Source organism: Hymenobacter segetis, assembly GCF_054776495.1.
Map to the genome: position 1 here is coordinate 763,455 of NZ_BAAHBV010000003.1, position 19,437 is coordinate 782,891.

The following is a 19,437-nucleotide window of genomic DNA, read 5'->3' on the forward strand; positions in this document are numbered from 1 at the left end:
GCTTGGGGGCACGCCCCGCTTCTCCCTCAACTCCTATGCGTTTGCTCTCTTTCGCTGCTGCTTTGCTCCTCACCACGGCCTGCGCCCACCAACAGGTGAGCGTGACCACGCCCACGTCGCCGCCCCCCAGCGGCCAGGTGAGCGCCACCGATGCCGCCCCCACCAGCGCCAATACCGTGGACCCGGTGTACGCCCGCATCCCCGAATCGGATACCACGGCCCGCCCGCAGTGGCTGAAAGCCCGCATCGCGGCCGTGCTGGCCGAGCGCAAGCGCAACCCCATCACCCGCATTTTCCGCTATCAGTACGAGGGCAAAACCGTGTACTACCAGTCGGCCCCGTGCTGCGACCAGTTTTCGCAGGTATTCGACACCAAAGGCAAGCTGATTTGCAACCCCGATGGCGGCATCACCGGCAAGGGCGATGGCAAATGCCCGGACTTTGAAAAAAACAAAACCAATGAAAAGCTGGTCTGGCAAGACCCAAGGTAGCAATTATGAATTATGAGTTGTGAATTATGAGTTGTCGCTCTGGCAAGTCGTGGTCTGAACTCATAATTCATAACTCATAATTCATAATTACAGATGATTAACACTATTGCTAAGCTCGGCGCATTCAACGTTTGGGCCAACGAAACCCTGCTGCGCCGCCTCGATTCTTCGGTAGCGGCCGGCCAGGAAGTTCCGCAGCCCGTGCTGCGCCTGTTCAGCCACGCCATCAATGCCCAAGCCATCTGGATTGCCCGCATCACCGGCACGCAAAGCCCCGTAAAAGTGTGGCAGGAGCATGATTTGGCCGGTATTCATCACTGGCACGAGCAGACTTCGGCCCGCCTCGCGCAGCTCTGCGAAACCACCGACGAAGCTGAGTTGAACCGCCACATCCAGTACACCAACTCGCAGGGCGATGCCTACGATTCGCTGGTGAGCGACATCCTGACCCACGCCGTGACGCACGCCACCTACCACCGCGGCCAAGTAGCCACCAAAATGCGCGAAGGCGGCCTGGAACCCGTCAATTCCGACTTCATCACCTACTGCCGCGAAATGAGCGGGCAGGTGCAGCCGCAGCTGTAGAAACACGCCTTTTTCTCCTCAACAGGCAGCCCGGCACGTAGCTTTGGGCTGCCTGTTTTGCTTTTTGGAAATGGCCGAGTGCGGCAGCCACACGTTTAGTTCGTTTATGAAAATCCTGCTGGTTGAGGATGAGCCGCCACTGGCTTCGTTCGTCAAAAAAGGCTTTGAGCACGAAGGCTACGACCTGACCGTGGCCTACGACGGCCGCACCGGCTGGTCGCTCTACGAGCAGCAGCCCTACGACTTAGTTATTCTCGATGTGAACCTGCCCTACATCAACGGGGTGGAGCTGTGCCAGCGTATCCGGGCTAATAGCCGCCTGGTACCCATCCTGCTGCTCACTGCCCTCGATAGCCTCGACGACAAGGAAGCCGGGTTCGCCGCCGGAGCCGATGACTATCTCGTCAAGCCTTTCGAATTCAGGGAATTGCTGATGCGCGCTCGAGCCCTCACCCAGCGCTACGCTGCGGCCGCCGGCCAGCGCCAGGAGCTGCGCATGGCCGACCTCGTGCTCGACCTCGACGCCAAAACCGTGAGCCGCGCCGGCCAGCGCATCGACCTCACCACCCGCGAGTATTCGCTGCTGGAGCACCTGCTGCGCAACCGGGGCCGGGTCGTTTCGCGGGTTGATATTGCGGAGCGGGTCTGGGATTTGGATTTTGACACCACCACCAATGTCATAGATGTATACGTGAGCTACTTGCGCAAGAAGCTGGACCGCGGGTTTTCGCCTAAGCTCATCCATACCGTGGTGGGTATGGGTTATGTGATGCGGGAGGAGTAGGACCAATAATTGGTTGCAGGTTTCAAAAAGAAAGTCATGCTGAGCTTGTCGAAGCATCTCTACCGCGCAACTAATTAGATTTAGTATTGAGGTAGAGATGCTTCGACAAGCTCATCATGACATCTTGATGGAGCACACTACAAAAACCCCAACATGCTGATTCGCAATAAGCTGATGCTGCGCTTTACGCTGCTCGTGCTGGCTATTCAGGTCAGCTTCTCGGCGTTCATCTACTACTTCAATGCCAGCACGCGGGCGCAGCGGTTTGAGCACCGACTGGGCACAAGCGCCACGCTGGCCTCGCGGCTGCTGGTGCGCACCGGCAAGCTCGAAACCGGCCAGTTGGGCAGCCTGCGCCGCCGCGATATCCTGACCTTGCAGGAGGAGCAAATCAGCATTTATGATGCTGACGGCGCCCTCCGCTTCAGCAGTGCCGACGACATCGACCAGGTGCCCAGCCGGGCGCGCCTGCGTGCCTGGCAACCGGGCAAGCTGGTGCCCTTTAAAGGAGAAAAGCGGCGTGAGGGCGTGGGCCTGGACTATTTGCACGACGGCGAGCATTACCGCATTTTCGTTTCGGCCGAGGACAAGCCGGGCTGGGAGCGGCTGTGGCAGCTGGGCCTGCTGCTGCTGGTGGGCAACTTGGGGGCGCTGGCGCTGACTATTCTGGCGGGCTGGTATTTCGCGGGGGCAGCGCTGGCCCCGGTGGCGCGCATCAGTCGGCAGGCAGGGCGCATTTCGGCCACCAACCTAGGCCGGCGGCTGTCGGAAGGCAACGGGCGCGATGAGCTGGCCCAGCTGGCCTACGCCTTCAACGGCATGCTGGGCGGCTTGGAGCAGGCATTTGAGGCGCAAAAAAGCTTCCTGGCCCACGCCTCGCACGAGTTGCGCACGCCCCTCACCACCCTCACCGGCACGCTGGAAACCGCGCTGGCCTACGATGCCTCGCTGCCAGAAGCGCGGCAAAGTCTGGCGCAGGCACTGGAAGCCTCGCGCCACTTAACAGCACTTACCAGCAGCTTATTATCGTTGGCAAAGGTTGATGGCACGCTGCCGAAATTTGAGCCCGTGCGGCTGGATGAATGCCTGAATCAGGCCTTGAGCTTTGCCCGCGCCAAGTACGCGGGCCGGGAATTTCGCCTGGCTTTCGGCGAGCTGCCAGAGGAGGCCGAAACCGACGTATTTATGGTGCCTGGCAACGCCGAGCTGCTCACCACCGCGCTACTCAACCTGCTGGACAACGCCGGCAAATACTCGGCCGGGCCCGTGCAGGCGGAGTTGGCCTATGAAGGCCCGGCGACCCTACGCATCCGCGTTATCGATGTGGGCCCCGGCCTCAGCCCGGAGGAATTGAGCCACATTTACGAGCCGCTGTACCGGGCGGCGGGTGCCGTGGGTCGGCCTGGCTACGGCTTGGGCTTGCCGCTCACGCAGCGCATCGTGCAGCGCCACGGCGGCCGGCTGGAGTTGGCCTCGGCGGTAGGGCAGGGGACTACGGCTACGGTGTGGCTGCCGGCCGCTTAGCTTGCGAACCGATAGCCCCGCATGGCCGCTAAGCTCAACATTCCGTAAAGAAAAGCCGTGGCGGCAGTGGCCGCGCGCAGCATCTGAGGAGGCTTTATTTCCAGCGTATTACCCTTTTTCCAAATTAATCAGGCAGGTATGAGTTTCATCGTCATGGGGGTTTCGGGCTGCGGCAAAACAACGGTAGGCGAGCAGCTCGCCCAAAAACTCAACCTGCCTTTTTACGATGCCGACGACTTCCATTCGCCGGCCAACATCGACAAAATGGCCCACGGCACGCCCCTCACCGACGACGACCGACGCGACTGGCTGGCCACGCTGGCCACCAAGCTGGGCGAGTGGGAAAAGGCCGGCGGGGCCATACTGGCCTGCTCGGCTCTCAAAGAGAAATACCGCACCACACTCCAAAGCGAATCCGCTGAGCCGCTGCACTGGGTGTTCCTCGATGGGCCAAAGGAGTTGCTGCTGGAGCGCATGAGCGGGCGCAAAGGCCACTATATGCACTCCAATATGCTCGATTCGCAGCTGGCCACGCTGGAGCGGCCGGAGTATGCGTTGCGCTTGTCCATCACGCATACGCCGGAGGAGTTGGTTAGCCAGATACTGGATGCGCTGAAAGCGGATGCGGCCGTGGGCACCAAGCGCTAGCTGATGGCAACTGATGGCGCGGAGCTATGCCCTGTGCCGATTATTAGCGGGCCTTTGGCCCGCAGCCGCCTGCACAGTACGGGCAGTGTTCAACGATTGCAGGCCGGAGGCCTGCGAATAGTTTGGCACGGGGCACAGCCCCGCGCCATCTATTCTAGCGCCGTTTTCATGTATTCTAATACGGTTCTCATACCGTTTTAATGTCGGGTTGGGTGCTTTGCGGGCAGTTGCCACCACCGCAAACAACAATGTCTTCCCAACCCCGGCCCCTTAATTTTCTGGTTTTGCTCCTGGCTGGGGCCCTGACGTTGTCGTTGGGGCTCAATGGCTTCCTACTGTACAAAACGCCCGACCCCGTCGGCGACTGCGACGACCTGCAGGAAACGGAAGCCGACCTGCGCCTGACCCAGCGGCTGTTGGCGCGCTGCCAGGCCGCCCACCAACAGCAGGACAGCCTGCTGGCCCTCCACCCCGAATTACCGGCCTTATCGACGGCCACTGCCACGGCCCACTAAGCGGGCCTGCGGCTTCCTATTGCTCATTCTCTTCCTCATGAACTCCTTTTTGCGCCGCTCTTTCCTTCCCTCTTTCGCGCTCACGGCAGTGGCTGCCCTGCTGTCCAGCGGCCTCAGCGGCTGTTCGGCTAAGGCTGAAAAAGACACCGCCGAGGTGCTGGTCGAAGTGCCGGTGGTGACGCTGAAAACCTCCAATCAAACCCTGCACCGCGACTACGTGGCCGATATTCAGGCCGCGCGCAACGTGGAAGTCCGGGCCCAGGTGGCGGGGTTTCTGGAGCACATTTACGTGGAAGAAGGCAAGCCGGTGAAGAAAGGCCAGCTACTGTTTCGCCTGAACGCCAGCGCCTACCAGAACCGCCTGGCCCAGGCCCACGCGGCCGTAGCCAGCGCCCAGGCCCAGGCCGCCGCCGTGCGCGTGGAGCGCGACCGGGTGCGCCTGCTGGTGGGTAAAAACGTCATCGCCAAATCCGAATCGGCCCTTTCCGATAGCAAGGTGAACGACGCCGACGCCCAGATAGCCGCCGCCCGCGCCGGCGAGGCCGCCGCCCGCCTCAGCCTGAGCTACACCCTAGTCCGCGCGCCCTTCGACGGTGTGATTGACCGAATTCCCCTGAAAGTGGGCAGTGTGGTGGAAGAAGGCACGCTCCTGACTACGATATCGGATTTGAGTGCGGTATTCGCCTATTTCGATGTGGCCGAGGGCAGCTACATGAACTACACCAAGGCCCGCCGCGAGCATCCCGAACTGCACTCCGATTCGGTGCGCCTCACTCTGGCCAATGGCGAAGTTTACCCCCTCACGGGCCACATCGAAACCGCTGAAAGTGAGTTCAATCCTAACACCGGCTCCATTGCCCTGCGCGCCCGCTTTGCCAACCCTGACCGCCTGCTCAAGCACGGCGCATCGGGCAAAGTCCGCCTGACCGACCAGCTGCCCGCGGCGCTGCTGCTGCCCCAGAAAGCGGTGTTCGAGATTCAGGACCAAAACTTCGTGTACGTGGTGGACCAGGCGGGCATGACGCACACCCGCAGCTTCGTGCCGCAAACGCGCCTCGGCGATTTCTACGTGGTGAAGGACGGCCTGAAACCCGGCGAGCGGGTGGTGTACGAAGGTGCGCCGGAGCTGCACGACCAACAGAAAATCAACGCCAAAACCGTGCTGATGGATACGGCTGCAATAGCGGCGCAGTAAATCCAGTAGCGTGGACTCTGCGAGTCCGCGCCCGAAAGAACGTCCTGCAGAGCCTAGCGAAGCATCTGGCCCGCCTCGTTGCACCGGCCCTGATTGCCAAACCGCGCGAGATGCTTCGCCGCGCTCTGCATGACCTTCTGAATCAGCCTCTATCCAGGGCAAATCCTTAAAACCGCCTAAACGCGGGCTCGCAGAGTCCACGCTACTGCTTATGTTCGACATCTTCATCCGCCGGCCGATTCTCTCGCTGGTGATTTCCGTTTTTCTGGTGCTGCTGGGCGGGCTGGCGCTGTTCACGCTGCCCATCACGCAGTTTCCGGACATCGTGCCGCCGTCCGTGACCGTGACGGCCAGATACACCGGGGCCAACGCCGAGGTGTGCGCCAAGGCCGTGGCCACGCCGCTGGAGCGCGCCATCAACGGCGTGCCGGGCATGACCTACATGAACTCGGTGAGCTCGAATAATGGCGTGACGCTCATCACCGTTTTCTTCGAGGTGGGCACCGACCCGGACCTGGCCGCCGTGGGCGTACAAAACCGCGTGACAACGGTGATTGACGAGCTGCCGGAGGAAGTTATCAAGGCCGGCGTGACGACGGAGAAGGAGGTAAACTCCATGCTGCTCTACCTCAACATCACGAGCGACGACAATACGGCGGGGGAGCAGTTCATCTACAACTTCGCTGATATCAACGTGTTGCAGGAGCTAAAGCGCATCAACGGTGTGGGCTTTGCCGAAATCATGGGCTCGCGGGAATACTCGATGCGGGTGTGGCTGAAGCCCGACCGCATGGCGGCTTACGAGGTGGGCACTGATGAAATCGTGCAGGCCATTCGGGCGCAGAATGTGGAGGCGGCCCCCGGCAAATCGGGCGAGAGCTCGGGCGGCGCGGCCCAGCAGCTGCAGTACGTGCTACGCTATACGGGCAAGCTGTTCGAGCCCGAGCAGTACCGTAATATCGTCATCCGCTCGAACCCCGATGGTTCGGTGCTGCGCCTGAAGGCGGTGGCCGACGTGGAATTTGGCTCGCTCACCTACGGCATGTCGTCGAAGAATGACGGGCAGCCCTCGGCGGCCATCATGCTGAAACAGCGGCCGGGCTCGAATGCCAGCGAGGTCATCGAAAACGTGAAAAACCGCATGGCCGAGCTGCAAAAAACCAGCTTCCCGCCCGGCATGAGATACAGCATTGCCTACGATGTATCGCGGTTTCTGGACGCCAGTATTCACGAGGTGTTGCGCACGCTGGTGGAGGCTTTCGTGCTGGTTTTCATCATTGTGTACCTGTTTTTACAGGACTGGCGCTCCACGCTGATTCCGGCGCTGGCGGTGCCGGTAGCGCTTATCGGCACGCTGGCCTTCATGCAGATGCTGGGCTTCTCGATTAACCTGCTCACGCTCTTTGCGTTGGTGCTGGCTATTGGTATCGTGGTCGATAATGCCATTGTGGTTGTGGAGGCCGTGCACGCCAAGATGGAGGAGAAGCACATGGACGCCCGCAGCGCCACCTACGAAGCCATGCACGAAATCAGCAGCTCGCTGATTGCCATTACCTTGGTGATGTCGGCGGTATTTATCCCGGTGTCGTTTATGGACGGGCCGGTGGGCGTTTTTTACCGGCAGTTTTCGCTCACACTGGCTATTGCCATCGTCATTTCGGGCGTGAATGCCGTGACGCTCACGCCGGCCCTTTGCGCACTAATGCTCAAGCCGCACGAGGGCGAGCGCACGGGTTTGGTGGGCCGGTTTTTCAAGGGTTTCAATAACAAATACGAGAAGCTGGCCGGTGGCTACCAGCGCTTATTGAACAACGTGGCCGGCCGCCGGGTGGTGACGCTGGCGGGGTTGCTGCTGTTTTTCGGGGCCACCTGGGGCATCAGCCGGATTTTGCCCTCGGGTTTCATCCCAACCGAGGACCAGGGCATGGTATACATCAACGTGACCACGCCCGCCGGGGCCACCGTGGAGCGCACCGAGGCCGTGTTGGCCCAGGTGCAGCGCATTGCGCAGAAGCTCAAGCCAGTAGAATCGGTGTCGACCCTGGCCGGCTACAGCCTGGTGAACGAGGTGGCGGGCTCCAGCTACGGCATGGGCATGATTAACCTCAAGGCCTGGGACGAGCGGGAGCAGTCGGTGGCCGAGTTCATCAAGGAGCTGGAAGACAAGACCAAAGGCATTGCCGATGCCGAGATTCAGTTTCTGCCGCCGCCCACGGTGCCGGGCTTCGGCAATAGCAGTGGGTTTGAGCTGCGGCTGCTGGATAAGTCGGGCAGCGGCGACTTGCAGAAGACGGCCCAGGCCTCCAAAACCTTCCTGGCCGCGCTGCAAAAGGAGCCGGCCATCAACGGCGCGTTCACCGGCTTCGACCCCAATTTTCCGCAGTACCTCATCCACGTCGACCAGGACATGGCGGCCAAAAAAGGCGTGACCGTGGACCAGGCCATGAGCACGCTGCAGACGCTGCTGGGCAGCTACTACGCTTCCAACTTCATCCGTTTCGGCCAGATGTACAAGGTGATGGTGCAGGCCGGCCCCGAGTACCGCGGCCGCCCCGACGACCTGCTGGCCCTGCACGTCAAAAACAACCGCGGCGAGCTGGTGCCCTTTTCCACCTTCGTGAAGCTGGAGCGCGTCTTCGGCCCTGACCAGCTCACGCGCTACAACATGTACACCTCGGCCATGATAAACGGCGATGCCGCCGCCGGCCACAGCTCCGGCGATGCCATCGCGGCCATCGAGCGCGTGGCGGCCAAGGTGCTCCCCAAAGGCTTCAGCTACGAATGGAGTGGCATGACCCGCGAGCAAATCCTGAGCGGCGACCAGGCCCTCTACGTCTTCGGCATCGTGCTGATTTTCGTGTACCTACTACTTGCCGCGCAGTACGAAAGCCTGCTGCTCCCGCTGCCCGTGCTGCTGAGTTTGCCCACCGGCGTGTTCGGAGCCTTCCTCAGCCTCAAGCTCCTTGGCCTCGAAAACAACATCTACGCCCAGGTGGCGCTGGTGATGCTCATCGGCCTGCTGGGCAAAAACGCCATCCTAGTCATCGAGTTTGCCGAGCAGCGCCGCCGCGCCGGGGCCACCGTGCTGGAGGCCGCCGTGCAAGGGGCCGTATCCCGCCTGCGCCCGATTCTCATGACCTCGTTTGCCTTCATCGCGGGGCTGATTCCGCTGGTCATTGCCAGCGGGGCCGGGGCGCTGGGCAACCGGTCCATTGGCACGGCCGCGGCGGGCGGCATGCTGATTGGGACGGTGTTCGGCATGGTGCTGATTCCGGGGCTGTACGTGCTGTTTGCCAGCTTTGAGAAGGTGAAGAATCTGGATGCGGAGGCCAAAGTAGAAGAGGAGGAAAAGGAACTGGTGGCGCATTGATGCCACAACGTGAACCTCACCTCCACAATGACAATTACCCCAATCATGCGTTTTCTCCCTGCCTTTCTCTCCGTCCTCGCCCTATCCACCAGCTGCCGCGTGGCCGCGCCCGACGGCCCCGCCGCCAGCCCCGCCACACCCAAAGCCTTCAACCAAACCACCGCGCCTACTGATACCGTCAGCGTAGGCAGCACGCCGTGGCGGCAGTTTTTCCAAGACCCCGCGCTGGCTGGCCTCATCGATACGGCCTTGCAGCAAAACCTTGATTTGAAGGTGGCCATGCAGCGGGTAGAGGTATTCCAGGCGCAGTACCTGGCCCGGCGCGGGGCGCTGTTTCCCTCGGTTTCGGCCGTAGGCACGGCGGGGCTGGACCGCTACGGCAAGTACACCATGACGGGCATCGGCAACTTCGATACCAACCTCTCGCAGAATATTGCCGACAACCAGCGCGTGCCCACCGCCCTCACGCCCGACCTGTTCGTAGGCCTGCGCAGCTCTTGGGAAATCGACCTTTGGGGCAAGCTGCGCAGCCGTCGCAAGGCCGCCTACCTGCGCGTACTTGGCTCGGAGCAAGGCCGCAACTTGGTGGTGACCAATCTGGTGGCTGACGTGGCCCGCGCCTACTACGAACTGCTGACGCTGGATAACCAGTTGGCCATTCTGCTCCGCAATACCCGCTTCCAGCAGGAGGGACTGCGGCTGATTCGCATTCAGAAACAGGCCGGCCGCGTCACCGAGCTAGCTGTGCAACAATTCGCCGCCCAGGCCCTACGCACTGAGAGCTTGGCTTATGAAACTCGCCAGCGCATCACCGAAACTGAAACCCAACTTAACCAGCTACTGGGGCGCTACCCGCAAGCCATCCGGCGCGGGCCGGCGCTGCCCAACCAGTCAGGCCTGCCCACCAAGCTCTCGGCCGGGCTGCCCGCTACGGCGCTGCTCCGCCGGCCCGATGTGCGCCAGGCCGAGTTGCAGCTCCGCGCCACCAGCGCCGACGTGGACGCCGCCCGCGCCGCTTTCCTGCCCTCGCTCACCCTCACGCCCTACGCCGGCCTCAATGCCTTCCGCGCCAATGTCCTGCTTGACCCTGGCTCCGTGGTGTACGGCGCGGTGGCGGGCCTCACTGGCCCTATCCTCAACCGCGCCCAGTACCGGGCCGATTTCCGCGAGGCCGTGGCCAACAATTACGAGGGCTACTATCGTTACCAGCAGGCCCTGCAAACCGGTTTCCGCGAAGTGGTAGTGGGCCTGCAAGGCCTGCAAAACTTCCAGTCCGTGGTCAACCTGCGCACCCGCGAGGTGGAGCAGCTCACCAGCGCCGTGGCTACTTCTAACGACTTGTTCGTAGCCGGGTACGCCACTTATCTGGAAGTCATTACCGCCCAGCGCAGCGTGCTCGAAGCCGAGTTGAGCCTAGCCGAAACCCGGCAGGCCCTGCTGCTACAAAGCGTGAATCTGTACCGGGCGCTGGGCGGCGGCTGGCAATAGCAAGAACGGTCATGCCGAGTGCCACCTGTCATCATTCACTGCGCTCAGAGATGACGGGTGGCACTCGGCATGACCGTTCTTTCGGCGCTATTTCTGCGCCACCTCCACTGACCTAGTCCCGGCGTAGTAGTACAGCTCCGCCCGCGACTTTTCGTAGCCGGACCGCAGGCTTTCCTGCTTGATGCGCAAGTCGATGAGCTTGGTTTCGCGGGCGTTGATTAGAAAGATGGTGCTTTCGCCCAGCTCGAACTTTTGCAGCTCGGCCTGAAGCAGGAGGCGCTGGTTGGCAATGGTTTGGGCTTGGAGCGCAAGCTGCCGCTCGTAGGCCTGCAGGGTGTTGTACACGGTGTTGACTTGCGTCACGATGGAGCGCTGGCTTTGCTGCCGCTCCAGGGTGGTTTCCTTCACCTGAATGCGGGTGTATTGCAGCTTGCCGCGCTCGGCCCGCAGGAACAACGGGAAGGCAAAATCGACGCCCACCTTATAATTGTCACGGCCGAAATTGTAGTAGGCGGGCACTTCGGGCTGGTAGAAATTACCCTGACTGAGCAGCACGCCGCTCACATTGAGCTTGGGCTTTAGCATCTCGCGGCGGTACCGTTCCTCGATGCCGAGCTGGCTGATTTTGGCTTCCAGCTTGCGCAGGGTGGGGTGCTGGGTAGCGGCCAGGTCGGCGAGGCGGGCCAGCTCGGCGCGGCTCACGCTGTCGAGCAGGGGCGCTTGCGGGGCGGCATAGGCGGGCAGCTCGGCGGGCTGGCCGTCTTTGGTCCAGAGGTGGTTGGAGAGCACGAGGCGGGCATTTTGCAGCTCCACGCGCAGCTGCTCGGCCTGCACCTGGCGGTCCTGCACCGTGATTTGGGCCTCCACCGAGTCGATGGGAGCCTGGTCGCCAATCTGGGCGCGGCGGGCGGTGCCCTGGAAGCGCCGGTCGGCCAGCGCCACGCCTTCCTGGATGAGGGCGGCCTGCTGGAAGGTGTAGTACCAAGTCCAGTAGTCCTTGGCGGCTTGCAGCCACACTTCGTTTATCTGCTTCACGCGGTCGGCTTCGGCGGCGGTTTGCATCACGCGGGCCTGGCGCAGGGTGCTACGGCGGGCATCAATCAGCAGTCCTGCCCCGATGGGCACCGACAGGCCGATGCCGGCCAGGCCGTTGCCGGAGGTGCGGCTTTCGGGGTTCACGTAGGTGCCCACGTTGCGGTCGTAGCTGGCTTTCAGGTCGATGCCGCCGGGCCAGAGCGGGATTTTCAGCTCGTTGCCCCAGTTGTTATAGTAATCGGTGCCGCCGAACTGCTTGCGGTGGAAATCGGAGCCGATTTTGGGGTCGAAACCGCCGCGGGCTTGCAGCACCTGGCTGCGGGCCTCATCGCTGAGCAAAGCGGCCTGCTTCACGATGGGGTGATTGGCGAACACCAAATCGGCCAGATTTTGCAGCGAAAACACCTTGGCCGTATCGCCGGGCCGGACGATGGCCAGCTGCGTGGTTTGGAGCGGCGCTTTTTCGAGGCCGGAACGGCGGGCGGGCAGGGTGGGGTTCTGGGCCAGGGCAGGGCGCGTCAGGCTGAATAAAAGCAGCAAAAGCAGCAGCCAGATACTACTGCGTTTGGGTTGAAAGAGCGTGTTGAATATGTTGGATAACATCTTGATAAATAACGTTTATTTCGACTGGCGCAACAAGAGCGGGTAGGGGCGGGGCCTGCCCCCGCCCATCGTTGAACATCTGGCGCGGGGTTCGTTCGACGGCGGGCGGGGGCAAGCCCCGCCCCTACTTACTTCCCTTTCACCGGCGCGTCGTCGGGCTCGGCTTGCAAAGTGGGAGGGAAGCCGTTGAGCTGCCGCCAGATTTCGTACCATACCGGCACCGAATCCAGAATGACCCAGCCCTGCACACCCGAGCCCAGGCGGAGCTGCCGAGGCCAGGGCTTGTCGCCGGTCTGGGGCTGGGCGGGGCGCACCAGCAGGCGGTACTTGCCGCCACCGCTGCTCACCACGTCAATCACCGACACGAAGCCGCCGAACGTGCCCACCGCCGCCGACGGCCAGCCCGAAAACTGAATCGCCGGCCAGCCATCGAACTGCAGCCGCACCTGCCGCCCGCGCTGAATGAGCGGCACGTCCATGGCCCGCACGTAGATTTCGGCCGCCAGCAGCGGCGATTCCGGCTGGAGCGTGGCAATAGATTCCCCCTCCTTGATGGTTTCGCCGATGCCCGCTTTGAGGGCCCGCACCACGTAGCCCGTCTGGGGGGCGCGCACCACGTACAGGCCGCGCCGCACCGCCACGTTGCTGATTTTGTTGCGCAGCGCCGCCACTTCGCCCTCCGAGCTGGCCCGGCTTGAGACGGCCGAGCTGCGGTCCGACAATGTTTTGGCCAAATCCTGGCCGTACTTGGCCCGCAGGTTGGCCAGCTCGATGCGGGCATTGGCCAGGCCTTGTTGGCTGCTGGCCACCTTGTTGCGCTGGGCCGTGACTTTGGCCAGGTCTTCCTGCAGCTTGAGGCGGCGGGTTTCGATGTCGGTGAGCGAGAACAGGCCGTTTTTGTAGCCCTCCTCGTAGCGGGCGAGGCGGGCCTGGCTGGTCTGATAAAAGTTTTGGATGGCCACGAGGTCGGCGCGGTCGCTGTTGAGGTAATTGGCGGCCTGCTCCACCTTGTTGCGGGCCGATTCGAGCTGCACTTCCAGGGTGGCGCGCAGGGCGGCCATCTGCTGGTCGGTGGCCGCGATTTTGGCGGCGTTGGCGGCCACGTTGCCGCGCTTGGCAGTCAGCTGCTCGCTCAGGCGCTCGGGCAGGTTGGGGTCGAAGTATTCGTCCTTGATTTCGGAGATGGTCAGCAGCGTATCGCCCTTGCGTACCAGCTGGCCTTCGCGCACGTTCCAGTGCTCGATGCGGCCCGCAATCTGGTTCTGCACGGTCTGGGGCCGGTCCTGCGGAGTAAGGGCGGTGAGGGTGCCGTTACCGGCAATCGTCTGCCGCCAGGGCAGAAACAGCGCAATCACGAACAGCACCCCCACTACCAGCAGGATGCGGCCCAGCCGCCGGCTGCCGTGGATGCGCAGTAGCTCGGGCCGCGACTGCCGGGGCACTTTCTCCCATACCTCCTTGGCTACGTGTTGGTTCGAGAGGTTAAGCATGGTTGAGGTTAGCGTGGTGGGAATCGAGGGGCAGGTCGGTGACGGCGGCCATTTTTTCGACCCCAGTCAGAATATCGAAAATGGTGCTCACGCCCGTCATCAGCTTCTCAATCGAGCCGCTGATTTGAACGATAAGCACCTCAGCGGCAACAAACTGCCCCAAGGTCATCTGGCGCGACACCACGAACAGCGTACCCGCAATCAGCAGGCTGGCCGTGAGCACTGTGCGCAGGGCGGTAGCGTAGCTGTAGTAGGTTTTCAGCACCCGGAAATGGGCGTTGCGGGCGTGCAGGTAGCCGGCGGTAAGCTCGTCAGTACGGGTCAGGGCTTCGTCTTCCCGGGCGTGGCTGGCGCGCACCTCGGGCAGGCGGGCCGCCACTTGCTCCAGCCAGTCCACCAGCTCGTATTTGTAGGCCGACTCCTCGATGCTGGTGCGCAGCGCCCGCTGGTAGTTCACGGCATAGATGAGGATGAGGGCAATGATGGTGAACAGCCCCAGCGCAATAAAAATGGGGTGGTAAAACGCCAGCACCAGCACCCCAAACAGGATTTGCATGCCGGCAAACATCAAGTCAATCAGCAGCTTGGTGAGGCCCTTCTGCACCGTGAGCACGTCGAAGAAGCGGTTCACCAGCTCCTGCGGATTCTGGCCGGCTAGCGCCTCGGGCTTGATGCGCGGCAGCCGGTAGGCAAACTCGATGGCGGCCTTCGCAAACAGGCGCTGCTCGATGGCTTCCACCATCGTGAGCTGCCCGATGAGCAGGATGCTGGCCAGCAGCACGCCACCCACCACCACCCCAATAAGCAGGTAGGTAGAGCCAAAAACGGCCCCGGTTGAAACCAGATTGAAGACCGCCTGGGTGCCCAGCGGCAGCGACAGACTGACAATGCCCGCCACCACGGCGTACCAGATAATGTGACGAATCGTTTTGCGCTCGGTGTCGAGCATTCGCGTCAGTCGTTGCCACGGCGTGGGCGGCGGCAAAGTACTAGCGTGTGAAGCCATTAAAAAGAGATAAAGAGGAGGTAATTCATCCGGTCAGCGCAGGGCCTGCGCCGCCGAATACAGCCCTATAAATGCCTGTTTCCAAGCCTTTGTTGCAGGCATTTTCCGAATTAATCCCCTTTTAACTACCTGTTAATCCGCTTTTAATTTTTGGAATGAGCGGCTTTTTGCTATGTATCGAGCCGTTCCGCTGAGATTGCCGAAGCATGACGGGCGTTTTCTATCCAACTGTTGCTGCGGGCCTTCTTACCCACAACAAAAAGCCCCAACCGTTGCGGGTTGGGGCTTTTTGTTGAGTAAGGCGCTGGCCGTCTAGTTCAGGGTTGTTGTGCCAAGCTCCTTCACTTGGTCGCTAACGATTGTAATGCCCGTCAGCACCTTGTTCTGGTAAGTCTGACCAGCCGGGGCCGTGACTGTTGGGAAGAATTCTACCCGATAAGTCCCAGCCGCCAAACCGCTTATCCGGAACTCACCCGAGGCATCGGCCGCCGTGCTCACCGTATCAGGCGCGAGCAGGCCCGAGGTGCGGATAGCCAGAATCTGGGGCCGGGCCGCCGCCGGGTTCACCGTGCCGTGCAGGCCAGCGCGCAGGTCCTGCGCCACCACCCGGATAACGGGCTTGAGCAGGTACCGCTCCTTTTTGTCGTTGCCCGGCTTCCAGTTGCCGCGCTCCACAATGGACTTGGCCACGTCAAAATCGAGCAGTAGCTGGAACGTCTCGCGCAGTTTCAGGGTGGCTTTTTCCAGCTTCAGCTTCACGCCGGAGGTTTGGCCGCTGGGCGTTTTCAGGTCATACTGCTGGCCATCGCGGCCGATAACGTAGCTGTTCGGCCCCAGGATGAGGCGGATTTCCTTGAGGTCGCCGGGGGCGAAGTCGTCGTTCACCAGCAGCGCCGAGTTACCGTTCACGTACTCCAGCACATTGATGGCGCGCGGGGTGAAGTTCAGCTTCTTCCAGCCGTCCGGGTCAGCCTCGTCCTTGAGGTGTACTTCCACCTGAAGCACGTCGAGCACCACGCTGCGGAAGTCACCAGGAGCGTCCATCAGCCGCACTTCAAGCTTGGACGTGTTAGCGTTTTCGTCGGAACTCTTGGAGCAGCCCGCCAGGCCCAGCAGGGCAATGGCAGTGAGGGGAAGCAGGCGTTTGAACATCATAGCGTTGGCGTTAGTTGATTATTGAATTAATACAAAGTCCCGACTATCAATCAGATAGTCGGGACTTCTACTCCAACAATTCGGCCAAAGTTGCTTTTTGCCGGAACTAGGGCTTGGTGGTATCGGCCGGCTCCACGGCCTTGGGCTTGGGTTTTGGCTTGTTGAAGAGGCTGTTGAAGCCCTTTGCCAGTTGCTCCTTGGCCTTGTTGGCGGCGTCGATGCGCTGCTGCTTTTTGTCGAGCTCGGCCTGGGCAGCGGCTTCTTCGGCGGTCTGCCCGGCGCGGCGCACGCTGTCCTCCTTGCTCACGGCGCGGGGCTTCAGGCCCAGCAGGTCGAGGGCTTTTTGCTTGGCCACGTTTTGCACCAGGGTTTTGCCCTGGTCCTTCATGCTGCCGCTGGTGAGCTTTACCACCGGAGCCTTCACCGTGCCGCCGATGTTGAGGCCCAGCGTCACGCGGTCGGTGCCCTGAATGTTGCTCACGCCCGTGAGGCGGGTGAGCTGGCTGCTCATGGCCGTGCCGAGCCGGCCGGTGGGCACGTTCAGGGCCGTGACGTACGACAGCACGCCAGCCAAGCTGTTCGAGCCGCCGATGTTCATTTTCACGTCGCCAATAGTGAGGTCGAACGGCTGAACTACCAAGTTGCCGTTCACGATGTTGGCCTGGATTTTCTTGTCCACAACCACCAGCGTTTTCAGCTCGGGCAAGGTCGTCAGGCTGGCAATCTTAGTCATCACCTCCGATTGATTGATGGCCGCTTTCACCACGTCGAAAATGCCCTTGCCGCTCAGCGTGGCCAGGTTCGGGAACATATCCGGCCCCATCTCCCCGCTCACGCTAAAGTTGGTACCAAACACGCCCTCCACCTGACTAGCCAGCGGCACCAGCGTCTTGATGGTGTTAAACGCCGAGAATGCTTTCTGGAAGCTCAGGTTATTAATGTTCAGCCCGAAGTTGAATTTCGGGTGCGCCAAATCCTTGCTGCTGTAGCTGCCCGTAGTACCAAAGCTGCCGCCCAGCGTATTAAACGTCAGGTTCTTGAGCGTGGCCGTCTGGTCGTTCACCGTCACGATGCCCTTGGCATCGGTCAGCTTCAGGTTATCATACGTCACGTTGTCGACGTGGCTGTTCAGCACCAAATCAAAGAACTTAGGAATCTGCAGCACGCCCTCCGCTTTGGCCGGGGCCTTGCCGCCCGTAGCCGCCACCGTGGGCTTGGCCGATACCTCGTCCACCATCCACTCGTTCACGTTGAAATTGCGCGAGTTAACCGTCAGGTTGCCCTTCAACGACTGCCCCGGCGTGAACAAATACCCCAGGTAGTTGCTGATGGTGCCCGACGCCGCGAAATCGGAGCTACCGGCCATACCATTCACGTTTTGCAGCGCAATCTGGTTGTTGTTGAAAGTAGCCGTACCGGTACTGATTTTCACCCCTTGCGGCAGGTCTTTGCTCTTGTAAGTCACGTTGGTAGCCTTCACGGTGCCGCTGGCCACCACGTTCTGGTAGCGGCCGGCTTCCACGTCGGCCATGTTGCCCTTGGCGGCAATATCACCAGCCACGCGGCCCGTCACGGTCATGCCTTGCAGGGGGAAAATCTTCGTGATTTTGGTCAAATCCACCGTGCCGCGCACGTTGGTATCGAACACCGGCTTGTCGATGTTGTGGGCCGTGAGGCGGCCTTCCAGCGGCTCACCTTCCAACACCATTTTGAACTGTGGCAAGTTAATCTGCGTGTCATTCACCTTACCAGTAGTATTTACCACCGTACCGCTCAGGTTGATATTCTCAATCGGAGCCGGGAATTTGGCCGATTTCACGAAGCCATTGCTCAGCCGAATGGCCGCGTTCACCACCGGCATCTGCGTTTTCGAGTAAATCCCTTTCGCCGTGCCATCCACGAAAAACTGTCCGCGCATGGCTAAATCCTTCACCGGGTACACCTTCAGGGCTTCCTCCAGGTTCACGTTAGCCTTCACGCGGCCGTCCACCTTCATCGGGTTCAGCCCGTCGATGGCAATGTTGCCATCCACTGGGTCTGGGCCGAGGTCGAGGTGAAACTGCGGGATATTGACTTTTACATCATTAGTCACGCCCGTGGGGTTACTCACCTGCATTTTCAGGTTGATGTTTTTGGCCGCCCGGGGCAGCTCGGGGTATTTGAACTGGCCGTTGGTCACCACCAGGTTCACGCCGTAGCCGGGCAGCTGCGTGGCGGTCTGGGTGCCTTTCGCAAAGCCGTCAAACGCCACCTTGCCGCTGGTTTCAATGTTCTTGAACTTGTCGGTATAAGCGCCCGGCACCAGACTGAGCAGGGTTTTGAAATCCGTTTCCAGCGCCTTGAAGGTGATATCGTAGGTAATATCCGTGGCATTCGGCAGGCCAATGGCCCCGGCAAAGCTGAACGGGAAGTCATTGAGCTTAAATTTATTATCCTTGAACGTGTACAGGCTCTTATTCAGGTCCATGTTCAGCGTCACGTCGGCGTCGAGCTTCTTATCCGTCACGTAGGCCACGTTGTTGTAGCTCATGTCCAAATCACCGGCCGTGGTCTGCGATTTCATATCGAACACGTTGCTGGCGAAGTCGCCGCTGCCGGTGTGGTTCACGCCGCGCGCCTCCATGCGGAAGGGGAGGGTCAAATCCTCGTAGCGCAAATGCGCGTCCGTCAGCTTCCAGCCCTTGATGGCCAGGCTCACCTGGCTGGTATCCTGCCCCTTAGCCGCAGCGGCCGAGTCTGAAATCACCACGTCCCAGTTAGCGAGGCCGCTTTTCAGGCGGCGCAGGCTCAGGTCGGGCCGTTCCAGTTCCACGTTGTTAATCTTGATTTCCTGGCCCTTTATCACCGTCATCACATCCAGGCCCACACGCAGGCTGGGTAGGTAGGCCAGCGTATCGCGGCTGAACGAGTCGAGCCCAATCACCCGCAGGTTCTTGATATCCAGCGTCAAATCCGGGAAAGAGTGAAACACGCTCACGTCGATATCAGCCGGATTGTAGAGCACCTTGGCCCGCACGCGCTGGGCAATCTGCTTGTCGGCCAGCGCCCGCAGCTTGTCTTTAAATAGAAACGGTGCCGCTACCGCCGCCAGCACCAGCACGATAACCAAGGCCAGCAACCCCAACAAAATCTTTCGCATAGCAAGTCCTCTTAAATGAATGAATCCCAACAAAGGTAAAACGCTGACTGTGCCACAATTTGAGGTCAAATCGACGAGCACGCCGTTTTAATAGAGCAGTAATAACGGGTATAGGCTCAACAGTTGGCTTTTGCGACATCAGGTCGGTTATCCAAACAGGCCAGCCACTTTACTCCCGAAATAATAATCCTGTTAGAAAAGCAAAACATTAGGATTGGATTACTTATAAATAATTACCTAATTATTCTAAACTTATTTTTGCACTATCTTTGGCCTGAAATGGACGTTGTGGGTTTATAATTTAGCACCAGCTGTTTGTCCAAACTACCGTCAATGGGGTTTGAATACTACTAGCAGTTGCCTCTCTTGAACTCATGTATTTGCATTTCAGAATATTAACTCCAACATA

At 60.7% G+C, this 19,437-nt stretch carries 14 protein-coding genes; 9 read left to right on the top strand and 5 right to left on the bottom strand.

Annotated elements, in window-relative coordinates; translation table 11 throughout:
• The first annotated feature begins 35 nt into the window (after positions 1-35).
• From ACYU70_RS20040 to ACYU70_RS20080, 9 genes are all read left to right on the top strand, one after another.
• Entirely contained in the window at positions 36-491 is a 456-nt protein-coding gene (locus ACYU70_RS20040; RefSeq protein WP_342296117.1) for a DUF6970 domain-containing protein, read from the top strand.
• Positions 492-584: 93 nt separating this feature from the next.
• A complete protein-coding gene (locus tag ACYU70_RS20045) occupies positions 585-1,076 on the top strand; it encodes a DinB family protein (RefSeq protein ID WP_342296116.1) in 492 nt (163 codons plus the stop codon).
• Between the two features lie 106 nt (positions 1,077-1,182).
• The gene (locus ACYU70_RS20050; protein ID WP_342296114.1) at positions 1,183-1,860 is read left to right on the top strand and encodes a response regulator transcription factor; all 678 of its coding nucleotides are present in this window, start codon (positions 1,183-1,185) and stop codon (positions 1,858-1,860) included.
• 153 nt (positions 1,861-2,013) lie between these two features.
• Positions 2,014-3,384, top strand: coding sequence for a sensor histidine kinase (locus ACYU70_RS20055; protein ID WP_342296112.1), 1,371 nt, complete (start codon positions 2,014-2,016; stop codon positions 3,382-3,384).
• A gap of 138 nt (positions 3,385-3,522) precedes the next feature.
• Positions 3,523-4,032 carry a gluconokinase gene (locus ACYU70_RS20060; RefSeq protein ID WP_342296111.1) on the top strand — a complete coding sequence of 170 codons (510 nt, stop codon included), beginning with the start codon at positions 3,523-3,525 and terminating at the stop codon, positions 4,030-4,032.
• A 248-nt stretch (positions 4,033-4,280) separates the two neighbouring features.
• Complete coding sequence (locus ACYU70_RS20065) at positions 4,281-4,547, top strand: hypothetical protein (protein ID WP_342296110.1); 267 nt, start codon at positions 4,281-4,283, stop codon at positions 4,545-4,547.
• Positions 4,548-4,584: 37 nt separating this feature from the next.
• Positions 4,585-5,742, top strand: coding sequence for an efflux RND transporter periplasmic adaptor subunit (locus tag ACYU70_RS20070; RefSeq protein WP_342296109.1), 1,158 nt, complete (start codon positions 4,585-4,587; stop codon positions 5,740-5,742).
• A 211-nt stretch (positions 5,743-5,953) separates the two neighbouring features.
• Positions 5,954-9,112, top strand: a complete 3,159-nt coding sequence (locus ACYU70_RS20075; protein ID WP_342296108.1) for an efflux RND transporter permease subunit — start codon at positions 5,954-5,956, stop codon at positions 9,110-9,112.
• A 45-nt stretch (positions 9,113-9,157) separates the two neighbouring features.
• Positions 9,158-10,600, top strand: coding sequence for a TolC family protein (locus ACYU70_RS20080; protein WP_342296107.1), 1,443 nt, complete (start codon positions 9,158-9,160; stop codon positions 10,598-10,600).
• Between the two features lie 87 nt (positions 10,601-10,687).
• Here the strand turns inward: ACYU70_RS20080 and ACYU70_RS20085 are convergent, their stop codons facing one another.
• From ACYU70_RS20085 to ACYU70_RS20105, 5 genes are all read right to left on the bottom strand, one after another.
• Entirely contained in the window at positions 10,688-12,238 is a 1,551-nt protein-coding gene (locus ACYU70_RS20085; protein WP_342296106.1) for a TolC family protein, read from the bottom strand.
• Between the two features lie 128 nt (positions 12,239-12,366).
• On the bottom strand, positions 12,367-13,728 hold the full coding sequence (locus ACYU70_RS20090) for an HlyD family secretion protein (RefSeq protein WP_342296104.1): 1,362 nt from the start codon (positions 13,726-13,728) through the stop codon (positions 12,367-12,369).
• Positions 13,721-14,734, bottom strand: coding sequence for an ABC transporter transmembrane domain-containing protein (locus tag ACYU70_RS20095; RefSeq protein ID WP_342296102.1), 1,014 nt, complete (start codon positions 14,732-14,734; stop codon positions 13,721-13,723). Before ACYU70_RS20095 ends, ACYU70_RS20090 begins: the two co-directional genes overlap by 8 nt.
• Positions 14,735-15,046: 312 nt before the next feature.
• The gene (locus ACYU70_RS20100) at positions 15,047-15,889 is read right to left on the bottom strand and encodes a DUF4382 domain-containing protein (protein WP_342296101.1); all 843 of its coding nucleotides are present in this window, start codon (positions 15,887-15,889) and stop codon (positions 15,047-15,049) included.
• Positions 15,890-15,995: 106 nt separating this feature from the next.
• Positions 15,996-19,028 carry an AsmA family protein gene (locus ACYU70_RS20105; RefSeq protein ID WP_342296099.1) on the bottom strand — a complete coding sequence of 1,011 codons (3,033 nt, stop codon included), beginning with the start codon at positions 19,026-19,028 and terminating at the stop codon, positions 15,996-15,998.
• Between the last annotated feature and the right edge of the window lie 409 nt (positions 19,029-19,437).

Coding starts and splice junctions, on each gene's coding strand:
- ACYU70_RS20105 (WP_342296099.1), bottom strand. CDS start 19,028: ATGCGAAAGATTTTGTTGGGGTTGCTGGCCTTGGTTATCGTGCTGGTG.
- ACYU70_RS20085 (WP_342296106.1), bottom strand. CDS start 12,238: ATGTTATCCAACATATTCAACACGCTCTTTCAACCCAAACGCAGTAGT.
- ACYU70_RS20100 (WP_342296101.1), bottom strand. CDS start 15,889: ATGATGTTCAAACGCCTGCTTCCCCTCACTGCCATTGCCCTGCTGGGC.
- ACYU70_RS20055 (WP_342296112.1), top strand. CDS start 2,014: ATGCTGATTCGCAATAAGCTGATGCTGCGCTTTACGCTGCTCGTGCTG.
- ACYU70_RS20095 (WP_342296102.1), bottom strand. CDS start 14,734: ATGGCTTCACACGCTAGTACTTTGCCGCCGCCCACGCCGTGGCAACGA.
- ACYU70_RS20080 (WP_342296107.1), top strand. CDS start 9,158: ATGCGTTTTCTCCCTGCCTTTCTCTCCGTCCTCGCCCTATCCACCAGC.
- ACYU70_RS20045 (WP_342296116.1), top strand. CDS start 585: ATGATTAACACTATTGCTAAGCTCGGCGCATTCAACGTTTGGGCCAAC.
- ACYU70_RS20070 (WP_342296109.1), top strand. CDS start 4,585: ATGAACTCCTTTTTGCGCCGCTCTTTCCTTCCCTCTTTCGCGCTCACG.
- ACYU70_RS20065 (WP_342296110.1), top strand. CDS start 4,281: ATGTCTTCCCAACCCCGGCCCCTTAATTTTCTGGTTTTGCTCCTGGCT.
- ACYU70_RS20075 (WP_342296108.1), top strand. CDS start 5,954: ATGTTCGACATCTTCATCCGCCGGCCGATTCTCTCGCTGGTGATTTCC.
- ACYU70_RS20050 (WP_342296114.1), top strand. CDS start 1,183: ATGAAAATCCTGCTGGTTGAGGATGAGCCGCCACTGGCTTCGTTCGTC.
- ACYU70_RS20040 (WP_342296117.1), top strand. CDS start 36: ATGCGTTTGCTCTCTTTCGCTGCTGCTTTGCTCCTCACCACGGCCTGC.
- ACYU70_RS20090 (WP_342296104.1), bottom strand. CDS start 13,728: ATGCTTAACCTCTCGAACCAACACGTAGCCAAGGAGGTATGGGAGAAA.
- ACYU70_RS20060 (WP_342296111.1), top strand. CDS start 3,523: ATGAGTTTCATCGTCATGGGGGTTTCGGGCTGCGGCAAAACAACGGTA.